Origin of the sequence: Micromonospora sp. NPDC093277 (assembly GCF_044765245.1) — a bacterium.
In the GTDB taxonomy this organism is placed as follows: Bacteria; Actinomycetota; Actinomycetes; order Mycobacteriales; family Micromonosporaceae; genus Micromonospora.
Map to the genome: position 1 here is coordinate 32784 of NZ_JBIWJO010000011.1, position 16442 is coordinate 49225.

Annotated in this window: 15 protein-coding genes; 7 read left to right on the plus strand and 8 right to left on the minus strand. The window is 73.6% G+C overall.

Going from position 1 to position 16442, the window contains the following annotated elements:
• Positions 1-4 precede the first annotated feature (4 nt).
• A complete protein-coding gene (locus tag ACIRG9_RS23355) occupies positions 5-1579 on the plus strand; it encodes a PQQ-binding-like beta-propeller repeat protein (protein ID WP_402859590.1) in 1575 nt (524 codons plus the stop codon).
• 63 nt (positions 1580-1642) lie between these two features.
• On the opposite strand, the gene ACIRG9_RS23360 is transcribed toward ACIRG9_RS23355, so the two are convergent.
• The 3 genes from ACIRG9_RS23360 to ACIRG9_RS23370 form a co-directional block, all read right to left on the minus strand.
• Positions 1643-2785 carry a hypothetical protein gene (locus tag ACIRG9_RS23360; RefSeq protein ID WP_402859593.1) on the minus strand — a complete coding sequence of 381 codons (1143 nt, stop codon included), beginning with the start codon at positions 2783-2785 and terminating at the stop codon, positions 1643-1645.
• Entirely contained in the window at positions 2782-3312 is a 531-nt protein-coding gene (locus ACIRG9_RS23365) for a SigE family RNA polymerase sigma factor (protein WP_402859596.1), read from the minus strand. The genes ACIRG9_RS23360 and ACIRG9_RS23365 overlap by 4 nt, the downstream gene beginning before the upstream one ends.
• 91 nt (positions 3313-3403) lie before the next feature.
• On the minus strand, positions 3404-3823 hold the full coding sequence (locus ACIRG9_RS23370; protein WP_402860075.1) for a hypothetical protein: 420 nt from the start codon (positions 3821-3823) through the stop codon (positions 3404-3406).
• Between ACIRG9_RS23370 and ACIRG9_RS23375 the strand changes: the two genes are divergently transcribed.
• The 5 genes from ACIRG9_RS23375 (at position 3765) to ACIRG9_RS23395 (ending at position 7922) form a co-directional block, all read left to right on the plus strand.
• Complete coding sequence (locus tag ACIRG9_RS23375) at positions 3765-4508, plus strand: MBL fold metallo-hydrolase (protein ID WP_402859599.1); 744 nt, start codon at positions 3765-3767, stop codon at positions 4506-4508. The two genes, ACIRG9_RS23370 and ACIRG9_RS23375, sit on opposite strands and share 59 nt — an antisense overlap.
• A 63-nt stretch (positions 4509-4571) precedes the next feature.
• Complete coding sequence (locus tag ACIRG9_RS23380) at positions 4572-6341, plus strand: proline--tRNA ligase (protein ID WP_402859602.1); 1770 nt, start codon at positions 4572-4574, stop codon at positions 6339-6341.
• Between the two features lie 56 nt (positions 6342-6397).
• Positions 6398-6817 carry a CBS domain-containing protein gene (locus ACIRG9_RS23385; protein WP_402859605.1) on the plus strand — a complete coding sequence of 140 codons (420 nt, stop codon included), beginning with the start codon at positions 6398-6400 and terminating at the stop codon, positions 6815-6817.
• A 26-nt stretch (positions 6818-6843) separates the two neighbouring features.
• Positions 6844-7269 (plus strand): SufE family protein, encoded by a 426-nt coding sequence (locus ACIRG9_RS23390; RefSeq protein WP_402859608.1) that lies wholly within the window; start codon positions 6844-6846, stop codon positions 7267-7269.
• 20 nt (positions 7270-7289) lie between these two features.
• Entirely contained in the window at positions 7290-7922 is a 633-nt protein-coding gene (locus ACIRG9_RS23395) for a DsbA family protein (RefSeq protein ID WP_402859611.1), read from the plus strand.
• A gap of 49 nt (positions 7923-7971) precedes the next feature.
• Here ACIRG9_RS23395 and ACIRG9_RS23400 read toward each other — a convergent pair whose 3' ends face one another.
• The 5 genes from ACIRG9_RS23400 to ACIRG9_RS23420 all read right to left on the minus strand — a co-directional run bounded on the left by ACIRG9_RS23400 (position 7972) and on the right by ACIRG9_RS23420 (position 11548).
• Positions 7972-8520 (minus strand): YbaK/EbsC family protein, encoded by a 549-nt coding sequence (locus ACIRG9_RS23400; RefSeq protein WP_402860078.1) that lies wholly within the window; start codon positions 8518-8520, stop codon positions 7972-7974.
• A 153-nt stretch (positions 8521-8673) separates the two neighbouring features.
• The gene (locus ACIRG9_RS23405; protein WP_402859614.1) at positions 8674-8868 is read right to left on the minus strand and encodes a hypothetical protein; all 195 of its coding nucleotides are present in this window, start codon (positions 8866-8868) and stop codon (positions 8674-8676) included.
• Between the two features lie 37 nt (positions 8869-8905).
• Positions 8906-9685, minus strand: coding sequence for an SDR family oxidoreductase (locus ACIRG9_RS23410; RefSeq protein WP_402859617.1), 780 nt, complete (start codon positions 9683-9685; stop codon positions 8906-8908).
• 137 nt (positions 9686-9822) lie between these two features.
• Entirely contained in the window at positions 9823-11136 is a 1314-nt protein-coding gene (locus tag ACIRG9_RS23415; protein WP_402859620.1) for an MFS transporter, read from the minus strand.
• Between the two features lie 151 nt (positions 11137-11287).
• Complete coding sequence (locus tag ACIRG9_RS23420; RefSeq protein WP_402859623.1) at positions 11288-11548, minus strand: hypothetical protein; 261 nt, start codon at positions 11546-11548, stop codon at positions 11288-11290.
• A 228-nt stretch (positions 11549-11776) separates the two neighbouring features.
• Here ACIRG9_RS23420 and ACIRG9_RS23425 point away from each other — a divergent pair, with 228 nt between their 5' ends.
• The gene (locus tag ACIRG9_RS23425; protein WP_402859626.1) at positions 11777-16414 is read left to right on the plus strand and encodes an HAD-IC family P-type ATPase; all 4638 of its coding nucleotides are present in this window, start codon (positions 11777-11779) and stop codon (positions 16412-16414) included.
• Positions 16415-16442 lie beyond the last annotated feature (28 nt).

Here is a 16442-nt window from a genome sequence, read left to right on the forward strand (position 1 = left end):
GACGATGACGAATCCTCAGTTCCCCCAGCCGCAGCAGCCTGGGCCGCCGGTCGGCTGGCCGCCCGCACCGCAGCAACCCTGGTCGCAGCAGCCGGCCGGGGTGCCGCCGCAGCCGGGGGCAGCGCAGTCGGCGTACCCCGCCCCGGGCCAGCCCGCGTACCCCGTGCCGGGTCAGGCGCCGTACCCGGTGCCCGGTCAGCCCGCGTACCCGCCGAACGGCTGGCTCGGGGCGGCCGGCACCCCGCCGGCGGCGCCCAGGCGGCCCGGACGCGTCGCGCTGCTGATCGCGGGCGGACTGGTCGCGGTGCTGGTGGTGGGCGGCGGCACCGCCTGGGGGGTCGCCCGGTTGGTCGGCGGAAGGTCCGGCGGCGGTGACGGCGACACGCTGAAGACCGCCTGGACGCTCGACTTCCCCGAACGCGAGAAGGCCGGGCTCAGTACCTACGACAAGCAGGACATGTTCGGTGCCTGGCTGGCCGGCGACACGGTGGTCCGGGCCCAGGCGGACGGTCTGCTCGCCTATCAGCTCTCCGACGGTGCCCAGGCGTGGGGTGCCCCGGCGCCGGACGGCACCTCGCTCTGCGTCGCCGCCCAGGAGGTGACCGAGGGCCGAGGAGCGGTCGCGGCCGGCTCCGACAACTCCTGCAACACCGTCGCCGGCTTCGACCTGAACAGCGGCAAGCTGACCTGGAAGGCCAAGTTCCCCGCACCGGTACGCGAGGGGCGCGGCCCGCTGCACGCCCCGGACTTGTCGGTCGCCGGCCAGCAGGTGATCGTCCGGTCCGAGGACACCCTGATCGGGCTCTCGCTCGCCGACGGCAGGCAACGCTGGCGCACCACGGCCACGAAGCTGGCGCCGGGGCGGGAGTGCAGGATCAAGAACGCGCAGGCCGCCGGCGATCAGGTGGTGGTCACCTTCCGCTGCTCCCAGGGCAACGAGGTGGCTGCCCTGGACCCGGCCACCGGAAAGGTGCGCTGGCGGCAGCGGCTGCCCGAAAGGCAGAACACCGACGGCGTGCTGAGCGTGCGGCCGCTGGTCAGCCTGCCGGGGCTCGGGCACGACGCGTACACCGTCCGGGACCCGGGGACCGGCAAGGAGGTGGCCACCTTCACCGACCCGATCGAGGGCACCGAGCTGTGGGACATTCCGGCCAACCGGTCCAACTCGATCGAGGGCCCGGCCGTCTACCGGTACCTCGGTGACGACGACACCCTCTATCTGCTGTCCTTTCCGAAGAACGTGCCGAACAAGATGCGGTCGGCCAACCAGATCGTCGCGATCGACCTGGCAACCGGGAAGCGCCGCTGGGTCTCCTCGGGCCACACCGACAGCCAGGTCCAGCTCATCCGCCGCGACGAGCAGGGCGTACTCGCCTGGGAGTCGGGCGACCGGCGCGACCTCCGTCCGCGCCTGGTCCGCATCGACCCGGCCACCGGCAGGGCCAGCGTGGTGGCGGAAGGGCCGCTCTCGGCCGGCTTCGAGGGCGAGGACGCCCGGATCATCGAGCGGGACGGGGTCGTGGTGATCGTGCCCTGGAAGCACGTGGCGGCCAGCGCGGCAATCACCGTGCTGCGCTGACCGGACCAGCCACCGAGAAGGGGCGGACCACCGTCGTGGTCCGCCCCTTCCTGGTGTACGGGGTCAGGGCGCGTAGGTCAGCAGGGTCAGCTGCTGCACGTCCCGGGGCTCCGCCACCTCGCCGATCTTCTGGAAACCGGCGTCCAGCACCACGACCCGGGTCGCCTGCCGCACCAGCACCCTGCCGTCCGCGGCGAACTGCACGCTCCGCACCTCACCCGAGACGGGAAGCTCGATGACCTTGCTGGTGGTGACGTCGACCACCGTGAAACTGCCGTCCTGCCGGGACGGATCGGTGCCGATCCACCCGACGGAAACGTACCGGCCATCCATCGACACGCCCCGCGCCCGCCACCCGTCCCACTTGATCGCCTCACCCTTCGGCGGCGTGTACGCGTACTGGTGCAGCTGCGTCCCATCCGCCACGTACGGCTTGCCGTCCGACACCGCCGCCAGCCACCTACCGTCGGCGGACCAGCACCGCAGCGTCTCCTGGCCCGGGTCACCGTCGACCCGCTTCTTCGCCGCCACGTCATAGAGCACCGACACCGCACCCCTGCTGACCATCAGCAGGTCACTGCCCCGCCACACCAGCGGATTGCTGCCCAGGCAGTCGACACCGTCCAGCAGGCGCGTCGCCCCCTGCTTCCCGACGGTGCCGGCCATGAGCACACCCGTCATACCGCTGTCGGCGCTGTCCTGCACCCAGGCAACCCGCTTCCCGTCCGGCGAAACGGTGATCGTGTTGCGGACACACACCTCCGTGTCGAGGGAAACCCGCGTGGCCACCTGATCGGCAGTTCCCCGGACGGCGTGGATCACCGCGTCCTTGTCAGTGAAACCCAGGTAGAAACGGATGCCGCTGAGAACGGCGTCCGAAACGCCAGGGTTACTGGGGGGTGCCTCGGCACTGCGGCTGTGCTCCGGAGTCGGGGAGGACTCGATCGGGGAGGGCTCGGTCGGGGACGGGGTGACGGTGATCGATGGCGAGTCGCCGGGCAGCGGAGCCTGGCCGTCGTCGCGGGGCATCAGCGCGAAGGCGGTGCCGGTGGCCGCGCCGAGCATCACGACCGCGGCGGCCGAGGTGGCGATGGCCCGCTGGATGCCGAGCCGGCGTGAGGTACGCAGGGCCCGGTCCCGCAGGTCGACCGGGTTGACCTCGTCGGCCAGGTCGGCCAGGTCGAGTCGAAGACGGTCCTGGTTCATCGGGCGGTCCCTTCCGTGACGTACAGCTCGGCGAGTTCCGGGGCGACGCTGCGTAACTTCGCCAGGGCCTTCGAGGTCTGGCTCTTGACGGTGCCTACGGTGACGCCGAGCAGGTCGGCGGCCTCGGCCTCGGTGCGATCCTCGAAGAACCGCAAAATCAGCACGGCCCGCTGTTTGGCGGAGAGCTTCGCCAGCGCGGCCCGCAGGGTGAGCCGCACGGTGGTCTGCTGGGCGTGGTCGGGGGTCGAGTCGCCTCCGCGTGGCTCGGGCAGGTCACCCGGCATCGACTCGGCCACCCGGCGGCGCCGCCACCAGGACACCTGCAGGTGGTACATGGTCTTGCGGGTGTACGCCTCGGCGTTTCCGCTGTGGTGCAGCCGGCCCCACGACCGGTGGGTCCGGGCCAACGCGGACTGGACGAGATCCTCGGCCAGGTGCTGGTCACCGGTCAGCAGATAGGCCGAGCGCAGCAGTGCGGGGGTGCGGGTTCGCACGAACGAGTCGAACTCACTCAGGGCAGTGTCCACACGAGCCGGTCCTTTGGGTTGAGGTGGAGGTGCATCATCGTGACGCCTCCCCAGACGTTGCCCCGCCCCGCGACGGTTGCCGTCGGGATCGTCAATTCTCGACGGGTGGCTCGACGATGCCCCGGCGGTACGGGCCCCAGGCGACGAAGCGTTCGAACAGGTCGCGCGGGGTCGGGCCATCCTGCGGGTTGAGGCGGAACAGGTCGTGGGTCGCCTCGTGATAGAGCCCGGACAGGTAGATGGCCAGGTCGACGGGGTTGCTGTCGTACTCGACGCGGAGCAGTAGCCGGGCCTCGGCACACGGCCACGGCTGCCCGCAGGCCCGGCACACCCACAGCGGCCGGATCGGCAGCGGCTTGATCCACTCCGGGTACGCAACGTGGCGGTGTCCTGGTCGGTCGGATAGCGCAACGTGCGCGACACGGTGGCGGACGGGCCGATATGGTCCGTGGGTGCGGCTGACGGTGCTGGGTGGGTGCGGTGCGTGGCCGGAGGCGGGCCAGGCGTGCAGCGGCTACCTCGTGGAACACGACGGTTTCCGGCTGCTCGTCGATCTCGGTTATGCGGCCTTCCCCCGACTGCTGCAACACGTCGACGCGAACCAGGTCGATGCGGTGTTCATCAGCCACGGGCACCCCGATCACTGTGCCGACCTCAACCCGCTGCTCCGGGCGCGCACCCTGCGCGATGATCGACCCGCACCGTTGCCCGTGTACGCGCTCCCGGGCGCGCTCGACGCGGTGCTGGCGCTGGACCGCCCCGGGATGCTGGACGCCGCCTACGTCCTGCACGAGTTCACCGCCGGCAACTCTTTCGACCTCGGTCCGTTCCGTGCTGAGACCCGCTTGCTGCCGCACTGGGTGCCCAACGCAGGCGTACGCCTGACCGCCGGCGACCGGGTGCTCGCGTACACCGGTGACACCGGCCCGAGCCCCGACGTGGTCGAGTTGGCGCGCGACGCCGACCTGCTGCTGGCCGAGGCCACGCACGTCGACCAGGTACCGGAGGACTCGCGGGGCTGCCTGTCGAGCGCGCGCCAGGTGGGCCGGCAGGCCACGGAGGCCGGCGTCGGGCACCTGATCCTGACCCACCTGTGGCCCGGCACGGATCCCGCGGCTGCGCGAGCCGCCGCCTGCGACGGGTACCCGGGCGATATCAGCGTCGCGGCTCCTGGCCTGACCCTGGAACTTCCCTGATTCCCGTAAACCGCACGCCTGAATTGCGTCGCCGGTCGGCATCGCCCGTCGTACGCTGCGGCAATGCTGCTGCGCATGTCGACCCTGCTGCTCCGGACCCTGCGCGAGGATCCGGCCGACGCCGAGGTGCCGAGCCACCGGCTCCTGCTCCGCGCCGGCTACATCCGCCGCGCCGCCCCGGGCGGGTACACCTGGCTGCCGCTGGGCAAGCTCGTGCTGGACCGGGTGACGGAGATCGTCCGGTCGGAGATGGCGGCGATCGGCGACCAGGAGGTCCACTTCCCGGCGCTGCTGCCGGCCGAGCCCTACCGGACCAGCGGGCGGTGGACGGAGTACGGCGACGACATCTTCACCCTGGCCGACCGGAAGGGCGCCGAGCATCTGCTCGCCCCGACCCACGAGGAGATGGCCGCGCTGCTGGTGAAGGACATCTTCACCTCGTACCGGGACTTCCCGGTGACGCTGTTCCAGATCCAGACGAAGTTCCGGGACGAGGCCCGGCCCCGGGCCGGCGTGCTGCGCGGGCGCGAGTTCCTGATGAAGGACGCGTACTCGTTCGACCTGGACGGGGCGGGGCTGCAACATGCCTACGATCGGCACCGCGCGGCGTACCAGAAGATCTTCGAGAGGCTCGGGCTGGACTTCACGGTGGTGCACGCGATGTCCGGGGCCATGGGCGGCTCGGCGTCGGAGGAGTTCCTGGCCGCGACCCCGGTCGGCGAGGACACCTTCGTCGGCTGCACCGGATGCGACTACGCGGCCAACACGGAGGCGGTGGTGACCCGCGCCCCGGCCGCCGGTGACCTGGACGTACACCCGGCGACGGAGGTGTACGACACCCCGGAGACGCCGACCATCGCCTCGCTGGTCGAGCTGGCGAACGCCCGCACCCTCGGCGGCCGGACGGGCTGGACCGCCGCCGACACGTTGAAAAACGTCGTGCTGACCGTACGCCGGCCGGGCGCGGAGACCGGCGAGCTGCTGGTGATCGGCCTGCCGGGTGACCGCGACGTTGACCTCAAGCGGGTCGAGGCGGTGCTCGCCCCGGCCACGGTGGCCGTCTTCGAGGACTGGTCCGACCACCCCGAGCTGGTCCGCGGCTATCTCGGGCCGCAGATCCTCGCCAAGCACGGCGTCCGCTACCTGGTCGACCCGCGGGTGGTCGCCGGCACGGCGTGGCTGACCGGGGCGAACGAGCCGGGCCGGCACGCGGTCGACGTGGTCTGCGGGCGGGACTTCACCCCGGACGGCACGATCGAGGCCGCCGAGGTGCGTCCCGGCGACCCCTGCCCGGCCTGCGTGACCGGCGAGCTGACCATGCTGCGGGGCATCGAGGTGGGGCACATCTTCCAGCTCGGCCGCCGCTACACGGACGCTTTCACCGTCGACGTACTCGGCCCGGAGGGCAAGCCGGTCCGGCCCACCATGGGCTGCTACGGCATCGGCGTCTCCCGGGCGGTCGCGGCGGTCGCCGAGCAGCACCACGACGACCGGGGGCTGATCTGGCCGGCGGCGGTCGCGCCCTGCGACGTACACCTGGTGGCCGCCGGAAAGGGGCCGCAGCTCGACGCGGCGCTGGAGCTCGGCGGGCGCCTCTCCGCCGCCGGCCTGCGGGTGCTGGTCGACGACCGCACGCACGTCTCGGCGGGGGTGAAGTTCACCGACGCCGAGCTGGTCGGCATCCCGCGCGCCGTCGTGGTCGGCCGCCGTCTCGCCGACGGGTACGTCGAGCTGCGCGACCGGGCCTCCGGCGAGCGCGTCGAGCTGCCGGTGAACGGCCTGGTCGAACGCCTGCTCGACGAGGTACGCGGGACGCGCCAGGACCGGGTGTAGCGGACACGCCACGGGGTACCGCTGTCGGATCGGCCGAGGGGTTTCGGAGGGTTCTCATGTTCCGGGTCAGTGACGTGATGACGAGGCAGGTGGTCTACCTGCCGGCGGAGACCGCCCTGGAGGAGGCGGCCAGGGTGATGAAGGAGTCCGACATCGGCGACGTGGTGGTCACCGACGGGGCGACGCTCGCCGGCATGCTGACCGACCGCGACATCGTCGTACGGGCGGTGGCCGAGCGGGCCGATCCGGTGACCACCACTATCGGCTCGATCATCACCCGCGAGGTGGTGATGATCGAGCAGCAGGCGACCGCGAGCGAGGCGGCCGTCCTGATGCGGGAGCGCAACATCCGGCGGGTGCTGGTCTGCGACAGCGCACGCAAGCTGGTCGGCATCGTCTCCCTCGGCGACCTGGCCCGGCAGCTCGACCCCGCCTCCGCCCTCAGCGACATCAGCGAAGCCGCCCCGAACATGTGAGAAGCGGGCACGGATAGCCTCAGGGAATGCCCGAGATGCCGAGCAAGCTGGCCGAGATCGTCGACGAGTTCGCGGGCACACCCCGCGACGTGGTGCTGGAGATGCTTCTCGAGTACGCCGACGTCGTACCGCCCCTGCCGGCCGGGGTGGATCGGGCGGAGCTGGAACAGGTCCCCGAGTGCCAGACCGCCTTCTTCCTGCGCGCCGAGGTCAATCCGGACCGGACGGTTTCCACGATCTTCGACTGCCCGCCGGAGGCGCCGACCACGCGCGCCTTCGCCGGCATCCTCGCCGAGGGGCTGGCCGGGGCGAGCGCCGAGGAGGTGTTGGCCGTCCCGGACGACCTCTATCAGCGGATGGGGCTGGCCCAGGCGATCAGCCCGCTGCGGGTACGCGGCGGCAACGCCATCCTGGCCCGGCTCAAGCGCCAGGTCCGGGAACAGATTTCTTGATCGACGGGTTGTCTCCGGTCATGGAGATCGAGATCTACGCCGACGTCGTCTGCCCCTGGTGCTGGATCGGCAAGCGCCGGTTGGAGCAGGCGCTGGAGTCGTACGACGGCGAGGTGACCATCCGGTTCCGGCCGTTCCAGCTCGACCCGACGCCGGTGACCGAGCCGAAGCCGCTGGTCGAGGCGCTGGCCGCGAAGTTCGGTGGCCGGGAGCGGGCCGAGGGGATGTTCGCCCACGTCACCCAGGTCGCCGCGGGTGCGGGTCTCGACCTGCACTTCGAGCGGGCGGTGCAGGCCAACACCTTCGAGGCGCACCGGCTGATCCGGTACGCCACCGAGCGGGGCAGGGCCGCCGAGCTGGTCGAGGCCCTCTACCGGGCGCACTTCCACGACGGCGTGAACGTCGGGTCGACGGAGGCGCTGGTCAAGCTGGCCACCGAGGTCGGCCTGGACGAGGCCGAGACCCGGGAGTACCTGGAGTCGAACCTGGGCCGGCGCGAGGTGGCCGCCGCCCTGGCCACCGCGCGCGAGATCGGCGTCTCCAGCGTGCCGACCTTCGTGCTGGCCGGGAAGTACGCCGTCACCGGCGCCCAGGAGCCGGAGACCCTGCTCGCCGCCCTGCGCGAGGTCGCGCAACGCGAGTCGGTCGACTGACCGTAGTCGATCTTGTTTCACGTGAAACAAGATCGATGAATGTGGCTACCTAGGCCGGCCTGGCCAGGTCCTCCACCACCGTTGCCCCGGGCAGCGCGCCGAGCGCCGGCCCGGGCAGCGCGATCTTGCTGTGCCGTACGCCGGACCCGATGATCAGGTGCGGGGTGGCCACCACCCGCGAGTCGACCAGGATCGACCACTCCTCCGGCAGCCCGACCGGAGTGATCCCGCCGTACTCCATCCCGGTCAGCTCGACGGCGTCGACCATCGGCGCGAAGCTCGCCTTGCGCACGTCCAGCATCCGGCGGACCACACCGTTCACGTCGGCCCGGGTGGTGGCGAGTACGACGCAGGCGGCGTACCGGGTCTCCCCACCCCGCTTGCCGGCCACCACCACACAGTTCGCCGACTCCTCCAGCCCCACCTCGTACGCCGCGCAGAACGCGGCCGTGTCGGCCAGCTCGGCGTCGATCGGGGCGACCAGCATGTCATCGACGTCCACCGGCGCGCCAACCGGCCACCCTTCGATCGCGGCGGCGACCGGCGGGGCCAGCAGGTCCAGGCGGGTACGGGCAGGCTCGGTCTTCAACGTCCCCATCACGGATGCGATCCTCGCACCCGACAGCCGAATCCGCCCACCGGCGTCCCGGCGTCCCCGCCAGAACCCGGATCCGCCCACCGGCCTCCCGGCGTCCCGGCCTTAGCCTGCCGACCGCGCCGGTCAGGGCGCCGGCGACGTCGCGGCCAGACGTCAGCTACCGGTGAGGAAGGCGTTCTCGCGGGCGAACGTCCGGTCCTGGTGGACCGCGAGCTGCTCGGCCCGGGCCATCTGGGCGCGGTGCGCCTCGACGTCCTCGATGCCGTGCCGGATGCCCAGCCGGACCACGCCATAGAGGAAGACGAAGCCGAACACGTAAAGGATCACCGTGGTGATGAAAACCAGCATGCGGTCACGGTAAGGCGAACATGAACCGCCGAAGCTTTCATCTTCGACCGGATCCCCCATACGTGTCCGCGAGGTGATCCGCCCAGATCCGGCTGCCGGTCGGGGTGACCGTGGTGGTGAGTCCACCGGACCGCAGCGCCCGACCGAGCCGCCCCGGGATCGGTACCGGCAGCAGCGGGCGATGGGACCGACGGGCGGCCTGCCACGCCCGTACCGCCTCGTCGAAGCGGAGCACCTGCGGGCCGCCGAACTCCGCGACCGCGTACGACGGGCCGGCGGCCAGCATCGCGACGAGCCGGTCCGCCACCTCACCGGAGTCGACCGGCTGGGCCAGCACGGCCCGGTCACCGATCACCGGTCCGAGCCGGCCGGCGCCACGCAGCAACTCCTCCAGGAACTCCAGGAACTGGGTCGCCCGCAGCACGCTCCACGGCACCGGGCCGGCCGCCACCACCTGCTCGGCCGCGAGCTTGTGCCGGTAGTAACCGAGCGGCACCCGGTCGACCCCGACGATCGAGACGTACACCAGGTGTCCCACCCCGGCGCGGTCGGCGGCGGCCACCAGCCGGCCGGTGCCCAGCACATCGACCGCGTGGGTCCGGCGGGCCGACGAGGAGGCCAGGTGGAGCACCGCCGCCACCCCGTCGACCGCCGCGGCCAGCCCCTCGCCGGTGGCCAGGTCGGCCACCGTCCACTCCACGGTGGAATCCTCCCGGGGGCGTCGGCTCAGCGCCCGCACCGTGCACCCGCCGTCCCGAAGACGCGGCACCACCTTCCGCCCGAGCCGCCCACTCGCCCCGGTGACCAGAACCCTCATCGACCGTCCCTTCCCACGCCTGCCAGGAGGACGAGACGGCGTCGCCGGTCGTGACGGCGGGCCGAGCCCGATCCAGGAAGTAGTGGCCTCGGAGCGACCGGGATGCCACTGGATCCACGATCGAGCACGATCTCGTCTCAGGCGGTCGCCGCGCGTACCACCACCCGGCCGGCGAGCAGGAGGCCGAGCAGCCCGCAGCCGGCCGCCACGGCCAGGGTGACGGCGTAGCTGGCCGGGCCGGGCGCCCCTCCCGCCGCCAGCACGGCACCGGTCAGCGCCAGCACGGTGGCGGCGGCCAGCGAGTCGCCCAGTTGCAGTGCCGAGCTGTTGCGGCCCTGCTCGTCCGGTGCGGAGAGGGCCAGGGTGAGCACCGACAGGGACGGATAGAGCAACCCCATGCCGAGGCCTGCCACGGCCCAGGCGACCACCAGCAGCGCCACCGGTACGCCCGGCAGCACGGCCACCGCCACGCCGGCCGTACCGAGGGTGATGCAACCCAGCCCGGCCCGGGGCAGCGTCGCGGTGGAACGCGGCGTGGCCACCCGGCCCTGGATCCACGAACCCACCGACCAGGAGAGCGCGCCGACGGTCAGCACCAGACCGGCCGCCGTCGGCGAGAACCCACGCTCCCGCGAGAGCATCAGCGGAAGCACCACCTCCGCCCCGACGAACGCCGCCGAGGCGAGGCCACGCAGGCCGATCACCGTGGGCAGCCCGCGCGCGGACCGCAGGAAGCCGGCCGGCAGCAGGCGCGGCGCGCAGACCAACAGTCCGCCCACCGCCACCGCCACCAGCACGGCGGCGAGCCCGCCGCGCTGCTGCCCCCCGTGGTGCAGCAGCGCGGCGCTCGCTCCCGCCCCGCAGGCCCAACCGATCCGGGCCAGCGCACCGGCCGGCGGCCGGGTCGGGACCGCCGTGCCCAACGCGCGCAGCCCCGGCAGGATCAACAGCACCGCAGGCACCGCCACCACCGGCACCGCCAGGAAGACCCAGCGCCAGCCCAGATGCTCGACGATCAGGCCGGCCAGCGCCGGACCGGCCAGCGACGGTACGACCCAGGCCGCCGCGAACGCGGCGAAGACGCGCCGCCGCAACTCCTCGGGGTACGCCTGCCCGACGATCACGTACAGCGCCACGGAGAGCAGGCCCGAACCGAAGCCCTGCACCACCCGGCCGGCGACCAGCACGCCCATCGTCGGGGCGGCTCCCGCAACGGCCAACCCCGCCACGAACCAGGCGACGCCGTGCCACATCGGCGCGCGTGGTCCCCGCGCGTCGCACCAGATGCCGGAGACGACCATGGCCACCACCCCGGCGGCGAACGAGCCGCCGAAGGCAAGCGCGTACAGGGCCAGCCCGTCCAGGCTGCGGGCGACAGTGGGCATCGCGGTGCCCACGGCGAGGGCCTCGAACGCGAGCAGCGAGACCAGGGCGACACTGCCCACGGTCATCGCCCGCAGGCGCGGCGAGTACAGGCGCGCGGGTGGGGCCGCCGGCGCGGCGGTGGCGGTCACCGGCGGCCCGGCGTACGTGCGGTCGACATGGGCTCAAGCTTGGGACCTCAACCCGGATTGAGGTCAACCGTGAGTGAGCCCTGTCTCCTCAGGCCGACTGCAGCGCCTCACCCAGGCCCCTGACCAGCCCGGAAAGGTGCTGGTCGGCCAGCAGGTGCCCGGCGGTGATCACCAGGGCCAGCGGCCACTCGATCACCTGGAACGCGGCCAGCACACCCAACCCCGCGTAGTAGGCCAGCTTGTCCGGCGGGGGCACCCCCACCTCGCCCAGCCCCGGGATCTCCACCCGCCGGCAGTACGCCCTGACCATCTCGTGTGCCCCGCTGAGGTTTCGCGTCAGCGTGCTCATTCCGCCTCCCCGGTTCCGACGACACATCGATGTCCGAGTCGGCATTCCACCGCTGAACCCGTCCATGCCCCGGCCAGCGGGGAAAGTTCCCCCACCTGGGGGGCATAACGGACGCGACGCCGGGAAGTCGGCCCCCCTTGGACGAGCGCGGGAGGTCGAGATGACGTACGGCGGGTGCGGCAACCGGCGCGCCGAGGAGCGGGGCCGGCGGCTCGGCAGTACCCCTCGATGACCTCGCTGGGCCGGTACGCCAGCCTCCTGCTGTCGCCGGTGGCCGTGCCGAACACCGTCGCGCGGGTCGCGCGTACCGTCGTCGCCGTCGCGCCCGGCGCGGCCAAGGCGGGCGGCACCGTCGTGGGGAACGTCGCCCAGGCCGCCGTGCCGCGCACCGTCACCGATGCCGCGGAGAGCGTGGGTACGGCGGCGACCAAGCTGGCCCGGCTCGTCGGGCTGACCCGACGGCGGGTCTGGACCCTCGACGGCCGGCACCACATCGAGGTGCACGGCGTCTGCCAGGACCGCGGGGACCGGCTGGCCCGGCAGGTCGAGGAGGCGCTGGAACGGATGCCCGGCGTCGCCTGGGCCCGGGTCAACGCGCCCTCCGGCCGGGTGGTGGTGGCGGTCCAGGAGCCGAGGCCCAAAGTACGCGAGCTGATCGCCACGATCGCCCAGGTCGAGCGGGTGTGCCCGTACGAGCCGGACGCGGAGATCCCGCCGCCGCACCCGCCCGAGGAGGGCCCCCGTACGCCGCGCACCTTGGGCGCGCTGGCCTCGGACGCGCTCGGCCTGACCATCTCGGCGGCCACCCGGATCCTGCCGTTCGCCCCGCTCCCCGCCGAGGTGTCCGGCTTCCTCACCGCGATCGACCTGCACCCGAAGCTGCACGCGCTGGCCGACCGGGGGCTGCGCGCGGACCCCCGCGCCGACCTGTTCTTCCCGCTTGCCGAGGCGGTCGTGCAGGGCCTCGCCGGCGGCTGGGCCGGAATTGTCCTGGACGGCGCGCAGCGGATGGTGCAGTGGGGCGAGGCGCGGGCCCAGCTCGCCACCTGGACCAAGGCGGAGCCGCGGCTGACCGGGGAACCGGACCGCGCGGTGGCCCGGGTGCCGAAGGGGCAACGACCATGCCCGGCGCCCGCCGGCCCGGCCGAGCGGTACGTGACCCGGTCGCTCGCCGCCGGGGCGGCGGCCGGGGCGGCGACGTTGCCGGTGGCCGGCGGCAAACGGGCCGCGGCGGTGGCGATCTCCTCGCTGCCGAAGGCGCCCGGCGCCGGACGGGAGGGCTACGCCGCCCAACTCGGTCGGATGCTGGCCCGGCGCGGCGTCATCGCGATGGACCGCAGCGTGCTGCGGCAGCTGGATCGGATCGACACGGTGCTGCTGGACAGCAAGGTGCTCGGCTCGGACCGGGGCGTGCTGGCCGACCTGGCGCCCCTGCCCGGTGCGGACACCGGGCAGGTCGCCACCCAGGCGTTCGCCCTCTTCGACCCGGCTGCTCCCGACGTCGTGCGGACGGCCGACGGCTGGCGGCTCGGGCCGCTGGACCGGATCGACGCCGAAGACCCCGGGGACACCCCGGACAGCCGCCGTCTCCGGGAGAATGGTGGCCCGCTGCTCGGCCTCGCGTCCAATGGCACCCTGGCCGCCGTGCTCCGGGTCGAGCCAGAGCCGGCACCCGGCGTGGACCTCCTGCCCACCGCCGCCCGCCAGGCCGGCCTACGGCTCGTGGTGGCCGGCGACGACGACGAGCGGTACGGCTTCGCGGACCTCGTCATGCCCGGCGGCCCCCAGCTCGCCGACTCGGTACGCGCCCTGCAACGCGACGGCGCGGTCGTCATGGTCGTCTCCGGCGAACGCGAGGCGCTCGGCGCCGCCGACTGCGGGATCGGCGTCGCCGCCCCGGACGACCTCCCGCCCTGGGGCGCACACCTGCTGGTCGGCGACGACCTGCGGATCCCCGCCCTGCTGATCGACGCCACCGGGGTGGCCCGCCGGATGACCAGGCAGAACATCCGGATCGCGATGGCCGGCAGTGGCCTGGGGGCACTGAACGCGTTCACCTCCCCACCCGTTCAGCTACCCGGCCGGACCCTCGCCGCGGTGAACGGCGCCGCCGCGATCGCCTTCGCGCACGGCGTGTGGCGGGCCCGCCGGCTGCCGGACCGCACCCGCTCGCCGGTGCCCGCGGTGACCGCCTGGCACCTGATGCCGGCGGCGACCGTGCTGGACCAGCTCGGCTCCGACCCCGCCGGGCTGACCGGCGAGGAGGCGGGACGCCGCCGGCGGTCGGCGACCGGCGACGGGGCCGGCCCGGCCAGTCTGCTGCGGACCTTCGTGGACGAGCTGGCGAACCCGCTCACCCCGGTGCTCGCCGCCGGGGCGGTGCTCTCCGCCGCGTTCGGCTCACTGGTCGACGCGGCCCTGGTCGGCGGGGTGGTCGGCGGTTCGGCACTGGTCGGCGCGGTGCACCAGCGCAACACCGAACGGTCCCTGGCCGAGCTGCTGTCCCGTTCGGCGGTGACCGCCCGGGTGCTCCGGGACGGCGCCGAACAGGTGGTGCCCGCCGAGGAACTGGTCCGCGGCGACGTGATCGCGGTGGGCCCCGGCGACGCGATCCCGGCCGACTGCCGGCTGCTCACCTCCGACGGGCTGGAGGCCGACGAGTCGTCGCTGACCGGCGAGTCCCTGCCGGTCGGCAAGAGCCCCGATCCGGTGGTGGCGGCGGACCTCGCCGAACGGCACTCCATGCTGTACGAGGGCACCACCGTCGCCGCCGGCCACGGCACCGGCGTCGTGGTGGCGACCGGCGAGGAAACCGAGGCGGGACGGAGTCTCGCGATGGCCCGGCAGGCCCCGCCGGCCAGCGGCGTGGAGGCGCGGCTCGGGAAGCTGACCAGCACCGCCGTACCACTGGCGGCCAGCTCGGCGATCGCCGTGGCCGGGGCGGGCCTGCTCCGGGGCGTACCCCTGGTGGAGACGGCGGCGACCGCCGCGAACCTGGCCGTCGCCTCGGTGCCGGAGGGGCTGCCGTTCCTGGTCAGCGCCGCGCAGTTGGCCGCGGCGCGGCGGCTGGCCGAGCACGGCGCGCTGGTCCGCAACCCGCGCACCATCGAGGCGCTGGGCCGGGTGGACGTGCTCTGCTTCGACAAGACCGGCACCCTCACCGAGGGCAAGCTGCTGCTGGCCGGGGTCGGCGACGGCGACGACCGGTACGGCCCGCCGGATCGGCTGGAGGAGCCGCTGCGGCTGACCCTGGCCGCGGCGGTGCGCGCGACCCCGGCGGCGGCCAACCCGGACGAGCTGCCCCAGCAGACCGACCGGGCGGTACGCCGGGGCGCGGGCACCGCCGAGGTGTCGGAGCAGCTCGGCGCGGCGGACTGGGCGGCGGTGGGCGGGCTGCCCTTCGAGCCCTCCCGCGGCTATCACGCCACCGTCGGGCGGACCGCCGACGGGCTGCTGCTCAGCGTGAAGGGCGCACCCGAGTCGGTGCTGCCCCGCTGCACGGCCCGGCGCAGCGCCGGCGACCAACCGCTCGACGAGGCGGGCCGGAAGGCGGTGCACGCGATGCTGGCCGAGCGGGCCCGGGCCGGGCACCGGATCCTCGCCGTCGCCGAGCGCCGGGTGGACAACGAGACGGTGACCGACGAACAGGTCAGCGACCTGGTCTTCGTCGGTTTCCTGGCCCTCGCCGACGGGGTACGCGAGAGCGCCGCGCCCGCCGTACGCCGGATCCGGCAGGCCGGCGTGCACACCATCATGATCACCGGGGATCACCCGGCCACCGCCGAGGCCATCGCGGCGACCATCAGCCCCGACCACGGCGATCAGCGGGTGGTCACCGCGACCGACCTGGACCGGCTGGACGACGACGCGCTGGCCGAGCGGCTCATGGCGACCGACGTGGTGGCCCGCTGCACCCCGGCCCACAAGGTCCGCATCATCCAGGCGCTGCAACATCGGGGCCGCACCGTGGCGATGACCGGTGACGGCGCCAACGACGCCCCGGCGATCCGGCTGGCCGACGTGGGCATCGCGCTCGGCCAGCGCGGCACCCCGGCGGCCCGCGCCGCCGCCGACCTGGTGGTCACCGACGACCGGCTGGAGACGATCATCGCCACGTTGGTCGAGGGACGGGCGATGTGGTCGTCGGTCCGCCACGCGCTGAGCATCCTGGTCGGCGGCAACCTCGGCGAGATCGCGTTCAGCGTGCTGACCGCCGCCGCCACCGGCCGGTCCGCGCTGACCGGGCGGCAGCTGCTCCTGGTCAACCTGCTCACCGACCTGGCCCCGGCGCTGGCCATCGCGGTCCGTCCGCCCGCCTCCGACCGGACCGACCACCTGCTGCGGGAGGGCCCCGACACCTCGCTCGGCGGGACGATGGACCGGGAGATCGCGCTGCGCGCGGGCGCCACCACGCTGGGCGCGACCGCCGGCTGGACGGTGGCCCGGTGGACCGGGCGGCACCAGTGGGCCGGGACCGTGGCGCTCGCCTCACTGGTCGGCACCCAGCTCGGCCAGACCGTGCTGGCTGGCGGCACCAGCCCCACCGTGCTCGCCTCCACCGCCGCCTCGATCGGCGTACTGGTCGGGGTGGTGCAGACGCCGGGGCTCAGCCAGTTCTTCGGGTGCACGCCACTCGGCCCGGTGGGCTGGACGATCGCCGCCAGCTCCGCGCTCGGCGCCACCTTCGCCAACGGCGCGCTCACTCGGCTCGTCGACCGCCTGCCGCAGCCCGGCGTCCGCACGCCCGCCGACCATCCACCGGCCGAACGTCCACACCGGTCCGAGGAAGCCGGACGCGGCGAGGCCGGGTCCGCGGACGTCAAACGCGGCGAGGCCGGGCCCGACGGGGCCGGACCCGGCGAGTGACCCGCCCACCGGGTTGGCGACGAAGCGG

Coding starts and splice junctions, on each gene's coding strand:
- ACIRG9_RS23425 (WP_402859626.1), top strand. CDS start 11,777: ATGACCTCGCTGGGCCGGTACGCCAGCCTCCTGCTGTCGCCGGTGGCC.
- ACIRG9_RS23380 (WP_402859602.1), top strand. CDS start 4,572: ATGCTGCTGCGCATGTCGACCCTGCTGCTCCGGACCCTGCGCGAGGAT.
- ACIRG9_RS23400 (WP_402860078.1), bottom strand. CDS start 8,520: ATGGGGACGTTGAAGACCGAGCCTGCCCGTACCCGCCTGGACCTGCTG.
- ACIRG9_RS23405 (WP_402859614.1), bottom strand. CDS start 8,868: ATGCTGGTTTTCATCACCACGGTGATCCTTTACGTGTTCGGCTTCGTC.
- ACIRG9_RS23415 (WP_402859620.1), bottom strand. CDS start 11,136: ATGACCGTGGGCAGTGTCGCCCTGGTCTCGCTGCTCGCGTTCGAGGCC.
- ACIRG9_RS23410 (WP_402859617.1), bottom strand. CDS start 9,685: ATGAGGGTTCTGGTCACCGGGGCGAGTGGGCGGCTCGGGCGGAAGGTG.
- ACIRG9_RS23360 (WP_402859593.1), bottom strand. CDS start 2,785: ATGAACCAGGACCGTCTTCGACTCGACCTGGCCGACCTGGCCGACGAG.
- ACIRG9_RS23390 (WP_402859608.1), top strand. CDS start 6,844: ATGCCCGAGATGCCGAGCAAGCTGGCCGAGATCGTCGACGAGTTCGCG.
- ACIRG9_RS23420 (WP_402859623.1), bottom strand. CDS start 11,548: ATGAGCACGCTGACGCGAAACCTCAGCGGGGCACACGAGATGGTCAGG.
- ACIRG9_RS23395 (WP_402859611.1), top strand. CDS start 7,290: ATGGAGATCGAGATCTACGCCGACGTCGTCTGCCCCTGGTGCTGGATC.
- ACIRG9_RS23385 (WP_402859605.1), top strand. CDS start 6,398: ATGTTCCGGGTCAGTGACGTGATGACGAGGCAGGTGGTCTACCTGCCG.
- ACIRG9_RS23355 (WP_402859590.1), top strand. CDS start 5: ATGACGAATCCTCAGTTCCCCCAGCCGCAGCAGCCTGGGCCGCCGGTC.